The 19,597-nt window shown below is 41.9% G+C and carries 21 protein-coding genes and 1 other RNA gene; 16 read left to right on the top strand and 6 right to left on the bottom strand.

Translation table 11 applies throughout. The features are described 5' to 3' along the window. Nucleotides 1-153 precede the first annotated feature (153 nt). From rnpB to A7D23_RS09370, 5 genes are all read left to right on the top strand, one after another. An RNA gene (rnpB, locus tag A7D23_RS09390) (RNase P RNA component class A) lies at nt 154-518 on the top strand. A gap of 770 nt (nt 519-1,288) precedes the next feature. Then, nucleotides 1,289-1,675 carry a hypothetical protein gene (locus A7D23_RS09385; RefSeq protein WP_242871514.1) on the top strand — a complete coding sequence of 129 codons (387 nt, stop codon included), beginning with the start codon at nt 1,289-1,291 and terminating at the stop codon, nt 1,673-1,675. Then, complete coding sequence (locus A7D23_RS09380; RefSeq protein WP_019225726.1) at nt 1,675-2,043, top strand: hypothetical protein; 369 nt, start codon at nt 1,675-1,677, stop codon at nt 2,041-2,043. Before A7D23_RS09385 ends, A7D23_RS09380 begins: the two co-directional genes overlap by 1 nt. A gap of 584 nt (nt 2,044-2,627) precedes the next feature. Further along, nucleotides 2,628-3,086 (top strand): MarR family transcriptional regulator, encoded by a 459-nt coding sequence (locus A7D23_RS09375; RefSeq protein WP_019225724.1) that lies wholly within the window; start codon nt 2,628-2,630, stop codon nt 3,084-3,086. Between the two features lie 4 nt (nt 3,087-3,090). Next, the gene (locus tag A7D23_RS09370; RefSeq protein ID WP_026071861.1) at nt 3,091-3,924 is read left to right on the top strand and encodes a DUF6544 family protein; all 834 of its coding nucleotides are present in this window, start codon (nt 3,091-3,093) and stop codon (nt 3,922-3,924) included. A gap of 77 nt (nt 3,925-4,001) precedes the next feature. Here A7D23_RS09370 and A7D23_RS16560 read toward each other — a convergent pair whose 3' ends face one another. Beyond that, nucleotides 4,002-4,136: a hypothetical protein gene (locus A7D23_RS16560; protein WP_019225722.1), complete on the bottom strand. Its 135-nt coding sequence runs from the start codon at nt 4,134-4,136 to the stop codon at nt 4,002-4,004. 68 nt (nt 4,137-4,204) lie between these two features. After that, a complete protein-coding gene (locus A7D23_RS15855; RefSeq protein WP_026071860.1) occupies nt 4,205-4,585 on the bottom strand; it encodes a hypothetical protein in 381 nt (126 codons plus the stop codon). Nucleotides 4,586-4,759: 174 nt separating this feature from the next. Between A7D23_RS15855 and A7D23_RS16405 the strand changes: the two genes are divergently transcribed. Beyond that, complete coding sequence (locus A7D23_RS16405) at nt 4,760-4,918, top strand: hypothetical protein (protein WP_019225721.1); 159 nt, start codon at nt 4,760-4,762, stop codon at nt 4,916-4,918. A 41-nt stretch (nt 4,919-4,959) separates the two neighbouring features. Here the strand turns inward: A7D23_RS16405 and A7D23_RS09355 are convergent, their stop codons facing one another. Next, nucleotides 4,960-5,484: a hypothetical protein gene (locus A7D23_RS09355; protein WP_019225720.1), complete on the bottom strand. Its 525-nt coding sequence runs from the start codon at nt 5,482-5,484 to the stop codon at nt 4,960-4,962. A gap of 234 nt (nt 5,485-5,718) precedes the next feature. Here A7D23_RS09355 and A7D23_RS09350 point away from each other — a divergent pair, with 234 nt between their 5' ends. The 7 genes from A7D23_RS09350 (at nt 5,719) to A7D23_RS09320 (ending at nt 12,130) form a co-directional block, all read left to right on the top strand. Next, nucleotides 5,719-7,305, top strand: a complete 1,587-nt coding sequence (locus A7D23_RS09350) for an LCP family protein (protein WP_019225719.1) — start codon at nt 5,719-5,721, stop codon at nt 7,303-7,305. Between the two features lie 449 nt (nt 7,306-7,754). After that, the gene (locus A7D23_RS09345; protein ID WP_019225718.1) at nt 7,755-8,555 is read left to right on the top strand and encodes a DUF5685 family protein; all 801 of its coding nucleotides are present in this window, start codon (nt 7,755-7,757) and stop codon (nt 8,553-8,555) included. 17 nt (nt 8,556-8,572) lie between these two features. Next, nucleotides 8,573-9,142: a DnaJ domain-containing protein gene (locus A7D23_RS09340; protein WP_019225717.1), complete on the top strand. Its 570-nt coding sequence runs from the start codon at nt 8,573-8,575 to the stop codon at nt 9,140-9,142. A gap of 26 nt (nt 9,143-9,168) precedes the next feature. Continuing rightward, nucleotides 9,169-9,579 carry a Zn-finger containing protein gene (locus A7D23_RS09335; protein ID WP_019225716.1) on the top strand — a complete coding sequence of 137 codons (411 nt, stop codon included), beginning with the start codon at nt 9,169-9,171 and terminating at the stop codon, nt 9,577-9,579. Between the two features lie 379 nt (nt 9,580-9,958). Further along, the gene (locus A7D23_RS09330) at nt 9,959-10,405 is read left to right on the top strand and encodes a DUF2975 domain-containing protein (RefSeq protein ID WP_019225715.1); all 447 of its coding nucleotides are present in this window, start codon (nt 9,959-9,961) and stop codon (nt 10,403-10,405) included. Nucleotides 10,406-10,419: 14 nt separating this feature from the next. Beyond that, nucleotides 10,420-10,638: a helix-turn-helix transcriptional regulator gene (locus A7D23_RS09325; RefSeq protein ID WP_019225714.1), complete on the top strand. Its 219-nt coding sequence runs from the start codon at nt 10,420-10,422 to the stop codon at nt 10,636-10,638. Beyond that, a complete protein-coding gene (locus A7D23_RS09320; protein ID WP_019225713.1) occupies nt 10,631-12,130 on the top strand; it encodes a DUF4173 domain-containing protein in 1,500 nt (499 codons plus the stop codon). Before A7D23_RS09325 ends, A7D23_RS09320 begins: the two co-directional genes overlap by 8 nt. A 213-nt stretch (nt 12,131-12,343) precedes the next feature. Here the strand turns inward: A7D23_RS09320 and A7D23_RS09315 are convergent, their stop codons facing one another. After that, the gene (locus A7D23_RS09315) at nt 12,344-13,231 is read right to left on the bottom strand and encodes a metallophosphoesterase family protein (protein ID WP_025205229.1); all 888 of its coding nucleotides are present in this window, start codon (nt 13,229-13,231) and stop codon (nt 12,344-12,346) included. Nucleotides 13,232-13,404: 173 nt separating this feature from the next. Between A7D23_RS09315 and A7D23_RS09310 the strand changes: the two genes are divergently transcribed. Beyond that, nucleotides 13,405-13,551 carry a small, acid-soluble spore protein, alpha/beta type gene (locus A7D23_RS09310; protein WP_019225711.1) on the top strand — a complete coding sequence of 49 codons (147 nt, stop codon included), beginning with the start codon at nt 13,405-13,407 and terminating at the stop codon, nt 13,549-13,551. 163 nt (nt 13,552-13,714) lie between these two features. Here A7D23_RS09310 and A7D23_RS09305 read toward each other — a convergent pair whose 3' ends face one another. Next, a complete protein-coding gene (locus tag A7D23_RS09305; RefSeq protein ID WP_025205230.1) occupies nt 13,715-14,407 on the bottom strand; it encodes a DUF4412 domain-containing protein in 693 nt (230 codons plus the stop codon). 190 nt (nt 14,408-14,597) lie between these two features. On the opposite strand from A7D23_RS09305, the gene A7D23_RS09300 reads away from it, so the two are divergent. Together A7D23_RS09300 and A7D23_RS09295 are read left to right on the top strand one after the other, a co-directional pair. Then, nucleotides 14,598-15,065, top strand: a complete 468-nt coding sequence (locus A7D23_RS09300) for a DUF1232 domain-containing protein (protein WP_025205231.1) — start codon at nt 14,598-14,600, stop codon at nt 15,063-15,065. A gap of 47 nt (nt 15,066-15,112) precedes the next feature. Continuing rightward, on the top strand, nt 15,113-16,243 hold the full coding sequence (locus A7D23_RS09295) for an aldo/keto reductase (RefSeq protein WP_025205232.1): 1,131 nt from the start codon (nt 15,113-15,115) through the stop codon (nt 16,241-16,243). A 21-nt stretch (nt 16,244-16,264) separates the two neighbouring features. Here the strand turns inward: A7D23_RS09295 and A7D23_RS09290 are convergent, their stop codons facing one another. Then, the gene (locus A7D23_RS09290; RefSeq protein WP_242871513.1) at nt 16,265-19,273 is read right to left on the bottom strand and encodes an EAL domain-containing protein; all 3,009 of its coding nucleotides are present in this window, start codon (nt 19,271-19,273) and stop codon (nt 16,265-16,267) included. Between the last annotated feature and the right edge of the window lie 324 nt (nt 19,274-19,597).

Below are 19,597 nucleotides of genomic sequence, written 5' to 3'. Positions count from 1 at the left end.
CGTAATTTGTCGAAGCAACTAATGTCGAAACAAATCATTGAATTCCTGATATACGCTATATGAAATAGGCAACAAATTGATTACGGCGATTTACTTTAGATACGCTTAAGAATTATTTGACCAAACACAAATAATCTAGTAAGATTGGATAGCGAAGTCAACCGGATGGTCGCGGGGACAAGTGCCGAAAGGTCGTCTCTGAGGAAAGTCCGAGCTCCACAGGGCAGGGTGCCGGGTAACGCCCGGCGGGGGGAGAATCCCTTTGAGGAAAGTGCAACAGAGATATACCGCCGCTGCCAAGCGGTAAGGGTGGAAAGGTGAGGTAAGAGCTCACCGGCAGTCAGGTAACTGGCTGGCCCTGCAAACCCCACCTGGAGCAAGACCAAATAGAGGAACGATGGAGCTGCCCGCTCTGTTCCCGGGTAAGGTCGCTTGAGACTGTCGGTAACGGCAGTCCTAGATAGATGATCATCACCTCGCAAGAGGTACAGAACTCGGCTTACAGGTTGACTTCCGCTATATTTCCGGGTAACATCTTTCAATTAAACGAATTTTGGGCTGGTTGCCCTGTCTTATAACTTGGTCTGGGACCAAGTTTTTTTATTTGTCAAAAAGGCTATAAGGATATAGAAATTTTCAGCTGCAATTTAGTATTTTTCCTTGTTCCTTTCTGTGGACCTTCGGAATACGCCGAAAAAGATGTGGCAACCATCGCCTTGGACAATATGCCCGCCGCTTATCACAAAGGAAGAAAGATTGCCATACATCGGATATCGTACCAAAAGAAAGATCCGATCATCAACGCCCACCAATACCGATTGATATTATTTACCAATAGACATAAATTTACATCGGTGTTGACAGGTGATATCTTTTTTTTAACTCATGTCTCCATTATAACTTAGTTTTTTAAAATTTGTGTTTGACTCATTGGGGTCATTATACACAGCCCCGTCCACTGGAACTTGCAACGGTGTTTCCGTTTAAATACATATTAGTATTAATTTGACAGTTATATAGCAAATATTATATAGTATTTACGATATCATAAAAATAACGTCATAAAAATAAAGGAAAAGGAGTATAAGCATTTATGAAAAGTGAATAAAATTATATAATATAAAAAGACTCGCATCAGTAAATATGAAATTAGTTAGTTTAGTTTTAAAAAACAGAAAGGGGAGTATGGTATCGCGTTTTTCAATATATGGATATCATACAAAGTATTTCTATGATACAAAAAAGGAAAATATTTACGTCGGTTGCGGTTGGTCTTGGAGTATTGTCTTTGGCTGTACTATTATTTGTAAATGTTAATAGAGCTTATTCAGACAGCGTTAATTCTCAAGAAGAATCTGCATTTGAAAATTTAGCAGTAGAAACTTTAAAAATAGACACAAATAAGGCTAAGCCTGTATATATGAGAGAAATATATGACGATAATGTTTCTGAATTGAATTCTGATTTAAGAAATAAATGTCAAGATGCTCTTAAATCTTTAACGAAAGATGGGACTCACAAAATAGGTGACTTCATGCCAGTATTTTTCATCGAAGGAAATGATAAAGTATCAATAGCAATTAAACATGATGACGGAACCTTAACTCTTGATGAATTTGATATATCAAAACATGACCCAATTAAATTAAATCATATAGCCAGAGAGGTGAAATAATGAATGGAAAAAAATTAAAAATTACCGTATTAATATTGGCATTTTGCCTTTTATGTTCCAATGCTGCATTTGCTTGGAATATGGCCTGTGATTCTGAACTCAGTAGCGGTATAATAAATATTGGAGGTTATTCTGTCACTAGTACTGACATAGTATGCGATGAAGTTGAAGCATATAGTGAACTTTATCGTAACTATACTCTTGTAGATTATGATTTTGTATTGAATTACGACGTTACTTGGGCACAAACCGAGGTTTCTGTCGGTAACCCGCTTGGAATACAGCATTTTGCGATTTATGGAGATCATCGATCCAAGGATGGTCAAGTGGAATATAATGATAGTAGTTATAGTATGAGAGACATTTAACTCTTAAAGGTAGAACAGACCGGGGATGATTGTGAATTAAAGAATTAATTATAAATATAATAATTTACAATTGGGCATACAAATAATTTTTTTACTCCCGCGCAGGATAGGGCAACGCTGGGGAGCGACCTCAGCGGCGCGTGAGGTTTTGCAGGGCGGTGTATTCATTCATGAAGCACCGCTTTTTTACGGCCCTGGAAAACCAAGCGATAAACCCAGGGGGTTCGGGGGCAGCAATGTCGTCAACTTAAGAACTTATATTACACTTTTTCCCCTAAATTTAGGATGCCTTATGCAAGGCAAGCTGGAAGGCTGAGGTTAAAAACAGAAGATGATATTGCCGATCTAGTGAAACAAGTCAGAAAAGAAATGTGGTAAACCACTTATTTCAATAACCGTAGAATTTGCAAGCGCTTGCAAATTCTACAAATTGAGAAATTTTGCCGCATCGAAGGTATAATTTTTTCGCAACAAAGGTTTACAGCAAAAGGATTGACAAATAGGTAACATGTTACATATACTAAAAAAGTAACATGTTACCTATTTATATGGAGGCAGTCAAGAACGATCTGGAGGTGTATCAGATGGACGAAATGAAAAAGCAGGCCAATATCTTCGGAATGATCTTTGTTTTAGCTAACAGGCTACAAGTACTTGGGGATGCTTTTGATCAGAATATTACCATTAAGCAGTGGCTTTTTTTAGTCAGTGTAGCCCGTTTTGAAGAACCGCCGACTGTTAGCGAAGCAGCTGATTATATCGGTTATTCCAGGCAGAATGCCAAACGTCTGGCAGCGACGCTCGAAGAAAGCGGATTTATAACCATCTCCAAAGACAAAAATGATGCCAGAGCTTTGAGAATTGCACTCACCCCCAAATTTAACACCTATTTTGGCGAACGGAGACACAGGGAATTAGCATTCATGCAGAAGCTTTTTAACGGATTTGACCCTGAATCAACAGATGGATTTTACCAAGGGCTAGTCAAGATCGGTCGCAATATCGAAATGATGGAGAATGAAAATGAAAAGATTAAGGAGTAAAAAAATGATAACGTTAGGTGTTGTTACAGGTATTCTTGCAGCGATTATTTTGCTGGCCGTCGTTTACTTTATCCAACCTTATTCGTCTTTAAAATCAGACTTTAATAAGACGGCTGCCCAGCTTATTTCCGAGACCCGACCGGAAACAGAAATGTTTTCGCAGCAGGATATCGCCCATCTGCCTGAGCCTGTACAAAAATATTTTAATCACTGCGGCTATATCGGTACTTCCAAAATGTCCTGGATGAAAACCGAATTTAAAGATGTACCTTTCTCCACCGGCGTGGATAAGGCAACGCTTACCATTGACTATACGCAGTACAACTTTGTTGAAACGCCGAACCGCTTGGCTTTCATTGACAGTGCGATGTACGGAATACCTTTTCAGGGCTTCGACAGCTACAATCAGGGCGTGGGCTCCATGAAAGGCGTGATCGCCAAAGCCTTTACGCTGTTTGACCAAAAAGGTGTCGAAATGGATAAGGCCTGTCTGGTAACGGTTCTCGCAGAGAGTTTGTATGTACCGAACATTGCCTTACAAGACTACATCACTTGGGAAGCGATTGACGATACGCATGCCAAAGCGTCGATTACTTCCTTCGGTATAAGTGCGAGCGGCATCTTTACCTTCAATGAAGTGGGAAAAATGTTTGAATTTACCACCAATGACCGAATGGCTGTAGGTTTTGACGGCAGTAAGCAAAGCATCCCCTGGTCGGCGGTATATGAAGGTTATGAGAGGAATGAGAACGGCATTTTCAAACCGACCATTTTAAAGGCAGTCTGGCATTATCCGGAAGGTGACCTGACATATTTCAACGGAAAAATTTCTTCTTAATCAAGGTAAATTAAACGGTTATAAAAAGAAAAGCCCTCATATAAAATTAAGAAAATAAATAAATTTAGAGAAAATATTTATCGTTTAGCTTCAAGCCGTTCTAGTCTTTCAGAAACACGTTGATTGGTTTCGATCTGACTCTCGCGGAAATCGAATAAAGCATTGACTTTTCCAGAAAGATCATGCTCCACACGCGCTTGGCTTTGGCGCATATGGATGATGTCCCCCTTAATCGTTTGTATGTCCTGCTGCATCAGCTCTTGGCTAACAGCAATTGTATCTATACTCGTCCAGATTTGCTGCTGGCCTGCCTTGAGCTCTTGCTGATTAGAGTGAAGTTTCTGCTGGCCTGCCTTGAGCTCTTGCTGATTAGAGTGAAGTTTCTGCTGGCGCCTGCCTTGAGCTCTTGCTGATTAGAGTGAAGTTTCTGCTGACTTGCCTTGAGCTCTTGCTGATTAGAGTGAAGTTTCTGCTGACTTGCCTTGAGCTCTTGTTGATCAGAGTGAAGCTGCTGCTGACCGGTCTTGAGCTGTTGCTGATCAAAGTGAAGTTGCTGCAGCCCTTCTTCAAACCGATCCTGCCGGTTATCAAGTCGTTCCATTCTTTTCCCAAGAGAACCCAATTGATCCAGTACCAGTTCCTGAAATTGATCGTTATCCATCTGGTTTACCCCCTTTCAGTTGAGGTTACTTCCTACTGTCCTTATTATACCATATAATGGATGATATGAGAACGTATGTTTGCTTGAAGTATTTTTGTTTTTGCCTTTGGACAAAGATATAAGTATATTTTATAGTGTTTCTAGTGTAATGGAAATGGTCTGGATGACCAATTTATGTTGGCAACAGCATTGTCTAGGACAAATTTTATAATCGAGTACCTTCAGGCTGGCTTTTTAGATTACCTGACTGAAGATCAAAAACTTTTTATTTTGAAAATGGCACAAAAAAAACCGCCGATGAGCGGTTTTGTTTCTCCCAAAAGTTATACCTGAGGTCTATAGATCTCTTGTTTAACTGTTGAAATTTAAATTATCTAGATCAAACGTACATTCATATTCACGGTTGGATGATCTTCAACGGAATCTTGGATGAGATTATTACTATAGGATTTTTGGGATTTTTGGTGTTTTAGATACTGAGCATAGTGTTGCAGCCATAAGGCATGAAATTCCTTATCAATCTTAAAGTCTATGAGCTTATCTAATAAATCTGAATTCAGGTTTTCTTCTACTAAGTCAGCGTATATTTCCAACATCTGATTTTCTAAGGCAAACCCAATCTTACAGATATTTTCCTGCCCGGCTAATTCAATCGCCTCCCCGATAATGCTCCCGGCAATGTCAGCAATACTTGCTGTGATTAGCGGGATGTCTATGTTATGTTCACGAAAAAGCTCAGTAAAAAATTCAGCATGCTTTTTATCAGCTTCGACGATTTTGAATAGAGCTTTGTTAAATATCGGATCGTCGCTTTCAGACAATTGGGACTGATAATAATGGATCTGAAGGTTCTCCAGCTCGTAGATCCTTTTTAATTTTGCTGTTCGTTTTTCATCCATTTTAAATCTCCTATAGAAGAGTAAGTATTCATTAGTTTTCTCTGGTTTTGTAAAAATTATTTGCCAACGATCTCTCAAATTGCATGCCGAGAATAATGGTACTATCTCAAAGATCAGATCAAATCGATTTCACTAAGCAAGAAATGTTGGATACTGCGATAAAATTTATTGCTTGGTTGGCAGAATAACAAAAAATTGGTATTGATACATGCGGTAATAAGTGGTATGTTTTTTATGGCACAAAATCAAAATGGGGTGAATGTATTGGTTGAAAAAAAGAGAAAGAAGAAAAAACTGAAAAAAGTTTTTATGATCATAGCACTGGTAATCGCAGGCATTGTTGCCGGGACGGCAGCATTTGCCTTCTATTTCGCTAAAGGAGGCAATCTGCCCGGCGACAGTGTGAATTTGAACAATCGGGTCAGTATTCTTTTGATCGGGACGGATAAAAGGCCAGGGGCAAGTTCTTACAATTCGGACTCGATCATTGTAGCCAGCTTTGACCCGAAGACGAAACTTATTTCCTTACTGTCCATTCCGAGAGACACCCGGGTAACACTCCCCGGATCAAAAAGCTATTGTAAGATCAATGCCGTTCCCATGTTAAAAGGGATTCCGGAGCTGGAAAAACAGGTTACCGAACTGACCGGTATTGAGCTGGATGGGTATGTCCTGACGAATTTTAATGGGTTCAAGGATATGATCGATACGCTGGACGGGATCACCATTGACGTGGAAAAAGACATGAAATATGAGACCGGGGATAAAGAGGACGGCTATATCAACCTAAAAGCCGGGGTACAGGAATTAGACGGGACAAAAGCGCTCCAATATGCCCGTTTCCGTCATGACGCAACCGCCGATATCGGGAGAACCGCCAGGCAGCAGAAAGTACTGACCGCTGTGGGTAAAAAAATGCTTCAGCCTGCCACCCTATTAAAATTGCCCGAGCTGATTCCGGAATTAATGAAGGCTGTGGAAACAGACTTGTCTCTGAAAGATCTCCTAAAACTCGCCGGGGCGGCCAAGTCCTTTGAAGATGCAACGATCGTGACCCAAACACTGCCCGGCGATGCAATTAATCTTGATGGGTTAAGCTACTGGGAGGTAAACAGAGACGCAGCCAAAGAAGTCGCTCAGAACCTTCTTTTAGGTAAAACCACTGATAAAGTCTGGGACAGCACGGTCCTTGCCTCCTTGGATCCGGAAGTTAAAGCCCACCTTGCGGCCCCGTCTACGGCAGCTGCGATCGATATACCGGAAATATCCGGCGTAACTGCACCTGAACCGGGGGCGATACCCGTGACAACGATCCAAACGGAGCAGTATTCAGGAACAATCACCTGGTCGCCTGCTGACAGTACCTTTGTTGACGGCCAGGAATACACGGCGACGATTACGCTTGTTCCTAAAGCAGGGTATACCTTAAAAGGCGTCGGTGCGAACTTCTTCACCGTACCGGGAGCAGCAGCGCATAATGCTGCAGGATCCGGGGTCATTACGGCAGTGTTCAAGGCGTTACCACCTATAACGTCAGCAGCCACCATCGACATTTCGGAAATAGCCGGGGTTACACCGCCTGCACCGGGAGCGGCACCTGTGACAGCGACCACCGAAACGGAGCAGTATACCGGGTCGGTCACCTGGACGCCGGCCGACGCCCCCTTTGTGGAAGGCCAGCAATACACAGCGACCATCACGCTGGTTCCGAAAGAAGGATATACATTGGAAGGCATTAGCGCAAACTATTTCACAGTGCCGGGTGCAACAGCGACAAACGCGGCCGGATCGGGGGTCATAACAGCGGTATTTCTACTATGATGCCGTATACCAATACCGTATTAACCAGCCGGGGTTGTCCAACAAAACTGCCTTTGAAGTCAGGCTGAAGAGATCCTGATTTCAAAGGCAGAATACTGCGTACGGCGGAACGGTTTTGGTCAAGTTTTGTTTATAATGGCAATTCGGGGGAACGCAGCCTTTTGTCCGCTGCTGTTCTGAGTTACCGGGAAAATGGAGGTTATATTCATTTTTATATTAGCAGTAAATTTTCGCAAAACAAAATATTCGTAGTTGCATCAACATTTTCCTTCTGGTATAATTGCGTTATCGTAAATCAAAGGGGAGTAGCTGGATAATAAAGTCGTCAAGACGGATTTCGATCCCGGCTTTATTGCAATTGACTGATTGTAAGCGAGACCTTTGCCCTTGGGGGTGAAGGTTTTTTTATTTATATTTAAATATGATATGAATGAAGTCAGGTGAAAAATATGTTCGGTTATGTCGTCGCCAATATCGATAAGCTAACTGCCGAAGAAAAACTACACTATCGGTCGTGCTACTGCGGTTTATGCCAGACGCTGGGAGACCGTCACGGCACCCTTAGCCGTATCACACTAAACTATGACATGACTTTCCTCGTACTGTTCCTTTCCGCGCTTTATCAGAAAGATACCACCATTCAAACCGGGCGATGCATCATGCATCCCCGCAAACCTCACTGCTATTGGCATAACGAGATCTCAGATTATACCGCCGATATGAGTATTGTCCTGACTTATTTCAAATTTCTCGATGATTGGAAGGACGAACGGAAGATCCTGTCGCTGGGTGAAGCCAAGCTGTTCGAAAAGAAATACAGGCAGGCTGCCATCCGCCATCCCAGGCAATGTGCTGTCATCAGTGAGTGCTTGAACACCCTTTCCGACATAGAAAAATCAGGGGAACTGAAACCGGATATTCCTGCAGGTTGTTTCGGCAGACTCATGGGCGAAGTCTTCGTTTTCCAAGAAGATGACGATGCCCAAGATTTACGTAACTTTGGAGAATCGCTTGGCAAATTCATTTACATTATGGATGCCTGTCTTGATCTCAAAATGGACATCCAAAAGGAATGCTATAATCCGCTGACTGCGTTGTCAACAGATCATTTTCCGCAAATATTAAATCTGCTTATGGCCGACTGTATGGAAAAATACCGGCAACTGCCAATCAAACGCGATCAAAACCTTATTGAAAACATTCTCTATTCAGGCGTTTGGACAAGGTATGAAGCAGCGAAAAGAAAGTAAAGGGGAGATAAGAAAGAATGATATCCGATCCTTATCAAGTACTTGGTGTTCCTCAGACGGCTGCGGATGATGAAATAAAAAAGGCCTATCGCAAACTGGCCAAAAAATACCACCCGGACCTGAACCCCGGCAATGCGGAAGCGGCTAAAAAAATGAGTGAAATCAATGCCGCTTACGAACAGATCAAAAGCGGAAACCCCTACCCAAACACCTATTACAACGGGAGCAACGCTTCCCGAGAATATGCTTCCTCAGCGTATGATTCGGTAAAACACTATATCAATTTGGGCTATTTTCGCGAGGCGTTGAATATTCTGGCCAGGATGAGTGACCGAAGTGCCGAATGGTACTATTGCAGTGCTGTTGCCAATGCCGGTATCGGCAACATCATCACTGCGCTGAACCACGCCGAAACAGCCGTACGCATGAATCCCGGCAATCCGGAATACCAACGCATCTTGAATATGCTGCAACGCGGCGGACACGTTTATCAGCAACAAAGACGCGGCTTCGGCATGCCGAATGACACGCTGGACAAACTCTGTTTTGGCTTATGTATCGCGGACCTTTGCTGTCCGTTCTGTTGATGAAAATAGCGTAAGGAGTGTGGGCAATGGGTAATTTGAAAAATAAGCTGACACGTTTGATGATTGGCCGGTACGGCATTGATCAGTTGTATTATGCTTTACTTGGGGTCTGGTTTGTATTACTGATCGCCAATACGTTTATCCGTTCAGGAATCATCAGTATTTTGATGGGGGCTGTTCTGGCTGGAATGATCTTCAGAACCTTATCCCGGAACATCTATAAAAGACGCCAGGAAAACGATAAATTCATGAAAATGTGGAATAGGATTAAGGCTGAAGGTTCTTTGACGATGCGCCGAATCAAAGAAATTAAAACCCACCGTTTCCGCAAATGCCCGCACTGTAAAAGAGTACTTCGGCTGCCGCGGCGAAAAGGCAAACATACAGTAAAGTGCCCTTGCTGCCATCATGAATTCGAGCTCTGTATCCGCTTATAACTAAGAACAAATAAATTTGATCATCGTAGTACTTCATAAACAGTAAGAACTAAAAAGAATAACCTTGGAACTTTCAAGTCATTCCAAGGTTATTTTTTTTGGTTAATATTTTGCTTTGATGATCTGTTTAATATTTTTTTCCATAGAAGAACGAGTAAATCAAACTGCAAGTGGGTTACAAAGCTGCATTTTGTTTTCGTTACAAAGACCGCGTTTTGATTTACAAAATGGCATCTCGCCTTTCAATTAAGTTTTCAATTTAGTCGTTTGAGTTTATCTATAAACAACATAAATATATTGATAAATGATAAATTAATATTGACTTACAATAATATACCATTTACAATAGAACCAAAATAGATAGAAAGGGTATGATACAATGTGGAATCCAAGTAAGTCCGTAAGACTATCTTCCATTTGTACCAAGATCGCCATTGTCCTGGTCATATGTGCAGCTTTTGCTATGCCGAATTTAATCCCTACATATGTAAACTATACAGGAAAAGATCCTGAAATCATTCATTCCTTGCTCCTAACGGTCTATGCCTGTGTTCTGCCGGGGATGTTATCGTTGATCTGTCTTGGCAGGCTTCTTTCCAACATCAGGCGGGAAGAAGTGTTTATAGAAAAAAATGTCAAACTCCTGCGGGTGTTGTCATGGTGCAGTTTTGTCGTCTCCGCCATTTTGTTCATCTCAGGATTTTATTATATTCTTTTTGTGATTATAGCCGTTTGTGCCGCTTTTTTAGGGCTGATCCTGAGAGTGATCAAAAATGTTTTTGAACAGGCGATTGTTATCAAAAGAGAAAATGATTTTACGATTTAGGGGAGGGATTCTCATTGATTGTCGTTAATCTCGACGTTATGATGGCAAAAAGAAAAATTTCTGCCGGTGAGCTGGCGGATAAAATCGGAATCACTCCGGCTAATCTTTCAATTCTAAAAAACAATAAGGCAAAGGCTATCCGCTTTTCGACCCTGGAACAAGTTTGCAAGGTTCTGAATTGCCAGCCCGGAGATTTATTAGAGTATCGGAAAGGAGAACAGGAAGATGAATAACAGGGAGATGAATAACAGTACGGATACGGCAACCTATACAAGGAGTGATATTGTTTTCGCATTGGCAATGCTGGTCTGCGGCTTCTTATATTGGAATCTGATCCTGGCTGCCGGTCTTGGTGCGGGTGTTACCTTATTTGCAGCAGTATTCTGTCTGTCTACCGTCCTATATCTGAAATCAGGTAAGTTCCGTCAAACAAGAACGAGCTGGTTATGTTTCATTGTCATTATCCTGTCGTCCCTGGTTTTTTTGCTTTTTGATAATATCCTGATCAAAGGACTGAATTTTATCTTTCTTACAGCCGCTGTCATCTATTGGATCAGCCTGTTTACGGGCAGAAACCTGGAGAAAAGGATCTCCGCCTATATCCTGGGCGATCTTTTTAATCAGGTTTTGGTCATCCCATTCCGCAATTTTGCCTGCTGCTTTGGCGCGGTCAAGAGACTGTTTGGCAGAAATCAAAAGGGGAAATCCCTTCTGGCCGGCGCGGTTGGTATTCTTGTGATGATTCCGATCCTGGCCGCAGTCATCAACCTATTGACACGAGCCGATGCTGTTTTCGCAGGGATGATCGCCAATCTGCAGTTTTCGGTATCGATGAATATTATCGTCCAGATATTGATGGGAATTCCCGTCGCCTGTTATCTGTACGGATTGATTTACGGCGACCGGCATGGGAGGAATACGGGATATGTCACCATCGAGACTGTTGACAAAACGGCCGCTGCTTTCCGTTTTTCCCCGGGAGTGACCGTATACACCGCCTTGACAGCGTTGAATCTTGTCTTTGTGGTTTTTTTTCTTTCTCAGATCACCTATCTTTTCTCGGCATTCAATGACCGTCTCCCGGAACTCATGACGCATGCGGAGTATGCCCGCAGAGGTTTTTTTGAACTTTGTGCGGTAGCCGGGATCAATATGGTCGTGATTACGGTGGCCCATCTTATTGTGAAAAGGGACAAGGTGAGGATTCTGCAAATAGAAACAGCCATTTTATGCCTTTTCACCCTGATGTTGATCATTACGGCCATTAGCAAGATGGTGATGTACATCCATTATTTTGGTTTGACCCCGCTGCGTGTCTATACGACTTGGTTTATGCTTGTGCTGCTCTTTCTGTTTGCGGTGATTGCCGTCAGACAGTTTAAAAAATTTAACGCAGCCAGGATCATGCTGGTCGGATTTGTAGTGTTTTTCATGATCCTGAGCTACGGGAACATCGACGGCCGAATCGCTGCCTATAATATTGACAGGTACAGTAACGGAACCCTGGAGAATCTCGATGTGCAGGCTTTGTCCGGCTTGTCTGATGCAGCGGTCCCGTACATCTACACCTTATACCAGGAAACAACGGATCAGAGCCTGAAGGCGGATCTTAAAGCAGCCATTGATCAATCAGCTGGATCTGCGCTTGGAGCGTCGCGTCAAGAAACATTCCGGGATTTCAATTTTCAGCGGCATACGGCGGAAAGCATCAGAAATATGCTCTGATAGCTCCGGCAGCCAATACAAAAGGGCTGTAACACCACTTAGCCCCAAATGAAGGATAGGTTATTTTAAATCGCTATCCAACGGCGTTACTTACAGTCCCAGTCATCAATAAGGAGCGGACGCTGTCAATGATCGGCGTCATGGTTTCGGTTGGCGCAAGTGCGGAGCTTGTAAATATCATGACGATACAAAATAAGAGGAAAGACCAGAGACTTAAAGGTATCCCTTTAAGTCTCTGGGTCCTGCAAGAACTTCCCGGCCTATATACAAGGTACCGTTATCCTTGGTTTTGATATTCCATTTAACCAGTGTAATATTGCCTTCCGCGATCTCTATGCCTGTGATCGAACGCGGATGAACACAACTGCCGTCATTAAAATATAGCGGTTTCCCCGCATCAGGGAACATGGGCCTATGGGTGTGACCGGCAATCAGCATGTGCTTTTCCTGATTGACCCATTCAGTAAGGTTTTGTTCTATAGAATCCTTCTTATGATAATTTTTGGCTGTACTGGTGGGGTCTTTAAAACCGAACAACTCAAGTTTCTTCCATACATATCTGACCAGAAATCTTCTTAACCCCCAAAACGTATAGTCCAACATACTGCCTTGGTGCCCATGGATCAAAAGAATTTTTCGGTCTGAATCCTTATACCGTAAAACGAGCCCCTCGTGAAATTTAACATTCTCAAATAAAGGAACGTGACGGTTTTCCTCGGCATCATAGTACCGGTTAAAGCATTTCTGTACAAAATGATCATTGCTTTTGACCATGTCATGGTTTCCGTAAATGAAATAAAGGCGGCCTTCATTATAATATTTTTGCAGGAGTGAAAATGTATCCTTATGAACAGGCACGATGTCCGACATGTTTTTATACTTCCACAGTTCGTCACCGTCACCAAGCTCGATATACGTGTACTGTTCCTTATAATAATGCGTTAACGCTGCAAAATACAGATTCTCATTCCCGGAAAAATCGTCAGCCCAGCTGCCGTCCCCCCTATGGACATCACTCATTAAAATCATCTTCGAGGAATCGTCAACAGGGATTTCTTCAGCAGATTGAAAAGCTTTGGATATACGATCCACAGCATTCATAGGATACCACCCGCCCAAAAGCATCTTCGTTTAATGTCAATATATTCAGGGGGCAGTATCAAGAGTGCCGGTCTTTTTTGACTATATGATCTATAACAAAAACTGCCAGTGTAGAAAAGGTAAATATGTTAATAATAAGTGTACATTCCAAAAAGGAAAGGAGGGAAAAAGTAATGGCAAAATATAGACTTCCTATAGACAAGAGTCAGGCAGCTAGTTCAATGGGTGTAAACTTAGGCCCTGATACATCTGCTAGACAAAATGGTTCCGTAGGTGGATACATGGTGAAGAAGACTTTTGAAAGCCTCGGCATGCGTTAAGACTGATTTTCGAGAGCAAATGATTATAAGCCGGAAGGGAACCGTGAGAGAATACGGTTCCCTTTTCTTTAACCTTAAATAGGATACCTCAGAATTTCAATCATTATACCGGTAAAAAATTCCTAAAAGTATTTGGAAGAAGTCATGGAAATCCTCATGGGATTTATTGAATAAGAATCTCTTTCGGTAAGTCAAATGTACCTTCGGGGATGGAACCTGCACCGACTTTAATGTCTGTATATTCTGAGGTATTGGTCTGCCCGTCCTGAACCAGTTCAAACTTAATGACGATTCCGTATTTTGTGCTTAACCAATCTTTATAATTCCCTTGGCCGCTGGTTACAGAAATTATTTTGCATTCCAATCCGTTAAGCGTTTGTGTTCCGATGATTTGGTAACTTACATCAGCATTTTCATCTGTATCTAATGCCAGTGAATAGTCCATGGGGGTAATATTGTCATTCCCTTTATATTCGTTAATATTTACCTTGGCAGCCACAATTTGTCCTGGCCGGTAGGAAACGATTTCTCCCTTTTCTAAATCGAAGATGGAGACCGTTCTTTGCCCATTCGTAATCGTATCCGTTTTCATTTTGGTATCTTTAAACCAAACGTTGCTTTCGGAAGATACTCCCGCATTCGTTGTTACAAGATGATAAGAGATCTCTCTGAGACCTGTACCTTTCATAATTAAGTTTGAAACCACTTCCTGATCACTGGTGTTATTGGTTCCAGCGGAGGAAACTGCAGCCGAAGGAGCAGAAGAATTGTTTTTAAAGCTGCAAGCGGAAAGGATCAAGGTACTTATGAGCAATAGGACGGTAATCGTAAGAAGCTTCTTGTCAGTGATTTTCATGATTTACCTTCTCCAAGCGTAAGAGTTTATTGTCGGTTAAGAAGATATTCGTCATGGACAGGAAAATACCCTTTGAAACCTTGGTGCAATTGTTAGAGAAAGAAGCTACAATAAAAGCAATAAAAGACGACGCCTATAAAATATTCTGTTGTACATAAAATAACGAAAAATAACGAAAAGAGGTTAGATCATGAGTGACCAAATGAGGAACGACCATGAGAACGACCATAATGATTTTTATCAATCTCTAAGGAAAAAGATCAAGGATTACTTCACAAGTGAGGAAGGTAAAACGAATAAGTATGCAGAGTATATCCTGATTGCCCCCGACTTATTTCATCTTCTGTGCAAATTGACTATAGACAAGGAAGTCAACGTAGACGATAAAGCAAAACTGGCGATTGCGATTGCTTATTTTGTCTCACCGATTGATTTAATCCCTGAGCTTTTTGTAGGACCGGTAGGATTTGTTGACGATATATCCGTGGCTGCTTATGTCCTGAACACCATTATTAATAACACGAACCCGGAAGTTGTCCGCAGGCACTGGGCCGGTGAGGGTGATATCCTGATTAAAGTCCAGGAAATCATAAAAGTTGCCGATAATATGGTTGGCACCGGACTGTGGAAGAAAATTAAAGAGATGCTTAGTAAATAACGCAATAGGGTATAACAAAGAATGAAGATAAAATGGAGTGTAATATCATGCAATATACGCTACTAGGAAAAACGGGACTCCAAGTTTCAAGGCTGGGGCTTGGCTGTATGCGATTCCCGAAAAGTGAAAAAGAAGCGATAGAAATGGTGCGGTATGCGGTAGATCACGGAGTCAATTACCTGGACACCGCTTACATCTATCCAAACAGTGAAATGATTACCGGGAAAGCGCTTCAAGGGGGCTATCGGAATAAGGCGTTGATCGCCACCAAAAGCCCCATATGGAAAATCGGCAAACACGGAGACTTCGAGAAATACTTGGATGAAGAGCTGAAACGCTTGGGAACCGATCATATTGACATGTATCTTCTCCACAACATGAACCATGACAACTGGGAGAAAGTCAATCATTTTGATGGTCTTACTTTCCTTGATAAAATGGTCCAAAAGGGTAAAATACTGCACAAGAGTTTTTCTTTTCATGGGACACTGCCGGCATTCAAACAGGTCGTGGATGCCTTTGACTGGGAGATGGCACAAATTCAGCTGAATATTCTGGATGAAAATCAGCAGGCCGGGATTGAGGGGTTGAGATATGCGGCAGGAAAGGGTCTGGCGGTTGTTATCATGGAACCGTTAAGGGGCGGCTACATGCTGGCTAACGTTCCCGAAGCAGTCGCTGATTTGGTTCATCAATATCCGGAGAAGAGATCCTTGGTCGCGTGGTGTTTCCGCTGGCTTTACAATATGCCTGAGGTTTCCGTGATTCTTAGTGGCGCCAGTACGCTGGAGCAGTTGAAGGACAATTTGCGGATCTTTGATGAATCTGCAGTCAACGTAATGTCCGAGGCCGACCAAAATCTGATCAAAAAAATCCGGGAAGCTTTCGAGTCCAATAACAGCATCGGCTGTACAAGCTGCAGCTATTGTATGCCTTGTCCCCAAGGCGTAAGCATTCCTGAAATATTCAGACTCTACAACAGCCACCAGCTCATGAAAACGCATTGGGTAGACAAAGGGATGTACAGGGAAAGTCTGCTCCCCTCCGGTTCCGGAGCTGATCAGTGTATTTCTTGCGGAATCTGTGAGGAACATTGCCCACAGGCGCTGAGTATCCCGGTCTTGCTGAAGAAAGTACATGAGGAATTTACAGCGAAAACAATCGGTGGGTGGAGTTGATTTTGTAGAAAGACTATGTATCTATAGGATATTGGCGCATGGTTTTCTTAATAATTCTTCGATTTCCTCAGCAGGCATTGGTCGGTAGAAATAATAACCCTGAACCTCGTCGCACATGTTCTGACTTAAGAATTGTACTTGTTTCTCGGTTTCCACCCCTTCGGCAATAACCTCCAGGTCTAGATTTTTAGCAAGATTTATGATGACTTTGGTGATTGCTCTGTCTTTTTCATCTTTTTCAATACCGTGAACAAAATGCATATCCATTTTCAATCGATCGATCGGCAAATTTTTCAGCCTGTTTAAAGAGGAGTATTCTGTGCCAAAGTCGTCGATAGAGATGGTAATCCCTAACTTCTTAAAATCGTTTAAAACCTGAATAATATTTGCTTCATTTATCGCAGAACCTTCTGTAATTTCCAATTCCAGATACTTGGGTTGAAGTCCGGTTTCTTGAAGGACATTTGCGATCTGACCAACAATATTCGGGTTGCGAAGTTGATTTACCGAAATATTAACAGACATCCGCACCGGAGGATATCCTTTTTCCTGCCAGATCTTATTTTGCCGGCAAGCTGTTTTAAGTACCCATTCTCCGATCGTGTTAATGATCCCACTTTGCTCGGCAATCGGGATGAATACTGCCGGGGATACCATTCCCAACTCCGGATGCTTCCATCTTAACAAAGCTTCCATTCCGATGATTTTTGCTTCCGGAAGATGGACCTGGGGCTGGTAATACACCAACAATTCTTCGCGTTCTAAAGCTCGGAACAGACTGTTTTTCAGTATCATTTTATTCCGAATGTCCTCTTTCATCTCGGAAGAACAGAGGGCATACTGGTTTTTCCCTTTCTCTTTGGCCTTATACATTGCAATATCCGAGTTTATAATCAACGTTTCTGTATCTTGTCCATCAATAGGATATAGCGCAATCCCTGCACTTGCTGTAACAAAGAATTCCTTACCTCTTAGTACCGCCGGTTCTTTGAATAAACCCATTATTTTATCGGCAATGGCCATAACATCTTGATAGTCGGAAATATTATTCAGCAAAATCAGAAATTCATCGCCGCCAAAACGGGATACTGTGTCGGTTTTGCGGGTACATTCCAATAATTCCTGCCCGACTTTAGTGATCAGTTCGTCCCCGCCTTCATGGCCCAAAGTATCATTAACCGTTTTGAAAGAATCAAGATCCAGGAAAATCACCGCGAGCATCTTTTGAATCCGGCCGGCTTGGTGGATCGCTTGCGTAACCCTGTCCTGGAACAATACCCGGTTGGGTAGCTTCGTTAAATGATCATAGTAGGCTAATTGTTTAATTTCTCTTTCCGCCTGGACTTTCGTCAGAGCGTCTCCCAAAATATTTGCAATGACCTTGAGTAAATCAATCTGGTCTTCACGCCATTTTTTAGGGATTCTGCGGGAATCAATCCCAAATGAGCCTAATATCTGACCGTTTCCAGCAATGGGTAGGCAAATTTCTGATTTTGTATGAATAATTTTACCCTCTGATATCTGATTCATGAGGATCGAGTCTTCCGCTCCCGGGCATTCTATCGCTTCGCTGACAATAAGACCATGCCGGTACCAAGCAAACGGAAGGGTAACGCGATGTTGCTCCCTGTCCAGTAAATAAATCCATGCCCTGTCCATCTCAAAAAACCGTCCGCATTCCTCAAGCGCCTGATTGATTTTCTGCTCTAAATTCATTTGATTTGCTGTGATGAAATCCGAAGAAATCTTCGAGATTAATTTCTGCAGTTTTATCTGCTCAGCGTTTTCTCTCAGTCTGCGAATATACAGTTTATTGACATAGAAAGCCAACCAAAGAACGACAAGGAAAAATAAGATTCTTGCCAAATAGTCTTGAGCATTTATCTCAACGTTAACCTTTGGCGTGATGAACCAGCCCAGAATCTGGGTAGATATGATGGAGACTCCCAATGAAGCTAAGATAATGCGTTGATTGAACACCAGGGCAATAATTACAAAAATAATAGGAAACGCCCAAACCGTAATACTCCCGGTTTCAATAAACCTTAAAGTAAAAATTGGAATGGCCAGAACATTCACCACAAAATAAATAATATCTTTTTTATTTTCCGCGATAGGCATCCACTTCACGAACAAAATGACAAGTCCTAGAAAAAGGACAGCAATACTTGTCAATATGACAGGCGTTAAATCGTTCGTCATGTTAAAAAGAAAAAACGAAACAAAATTAATAACGCCGCAGGCAAACATAGCAAAGGCCATATAGCTGATAATATTGCCGCGGGTGGATTCATTTAAGATGGTTTCCTCAGCATTGATGATCTTCTCAGGCTTCATCAGTCCGTATTTTTTAATAGCGTAGTAAATGACGATGAGCGACATCGAGATAATAAAAGGAGCCAATTGGGGAAGCGGCATTTTCCAAAAAGTGCTGGCGACAATATCCGTAAAGGATGCAAAGATTAAGGTTGCAATAATCCAAGATAGGATGAGCCTTGCCTTTTTCTTACTACTCCGGGCAGAAGCTCTTCTCCCCCATAACCAAATCATTCCTGCGGAAACAATGCAGAAAATAATATAATAATAATTGAAGAAAGAATTAAAGCCACTATTCGGAACATTAATCCAGCCATTGACCGTATGAATTAATTTATACTTAGATTCCGCAGAACCGGAGATCCCATAAATATACATTGTCAGGACGGAGGGGAAATAAAGCAGCAGGTATAGCCACCATTTGTTTAACAAATTTTTTTTCTCGGTTAGAATTAAACTGAAATGAAGCAGGATACTGAAAAACGAACCCCAACCAACGACTGAGATCCTACGCCAGATTAAGCTAAGTTCTTGATTCTGGGCAGAAACGCAAATGGAAAACCCGAAAGCCCATAGACTCAAGGAAATACACAGTACAAAAAAAGCTTTGTTCAATCCGGCTTTCGGGTCAAGATAAAGTGTATAGGCCCCAAGAGAGCTGCTCATTACACAAGAAAAGAAAAATAAAACTGAAAAAAAATGTGATGATTCCATATTTCCCTTCTCTGATGGAAATACTGCTAAGATCAGATTTACATCATTTTTGATAAAGTAATCAACGGCTGTTAAACAAATTATTCTACTTTTAACTACATTTTCCTTCATCATTTTCAGAAAGCATCAACTATTTTACAGAACTGCCTTATAATGCAAATGAAGATTCAACTTTATGTCAAAAAACGTGTCAAAAAAAGGCGGTGTTGCAAAACTACAAATGTAGTGGGGCAATACCGCCTTCTCCAATAGTTAAATAAGTAGCCAGCAAAATCGTTATAGGTTTTAGCTGGCTTTTTTCATAACTGGATAGTCATAGGTATG

The sequence above is a fragment of the Dehalobacter sp. TeCB1 genome, from assembly GCF_001707455.1.
Lineage (GTDB): Bacteria > Bacillota > Desulfitobacteriia > Desulfitobacteriales > Syntrophobotulaceae > Dehalobacter > Dehalobacter restrictus.
Note: the sequence above shows the minus strand (reverse complement) of the source record. Positions and strands in the feature narration are given on the sequence as shown.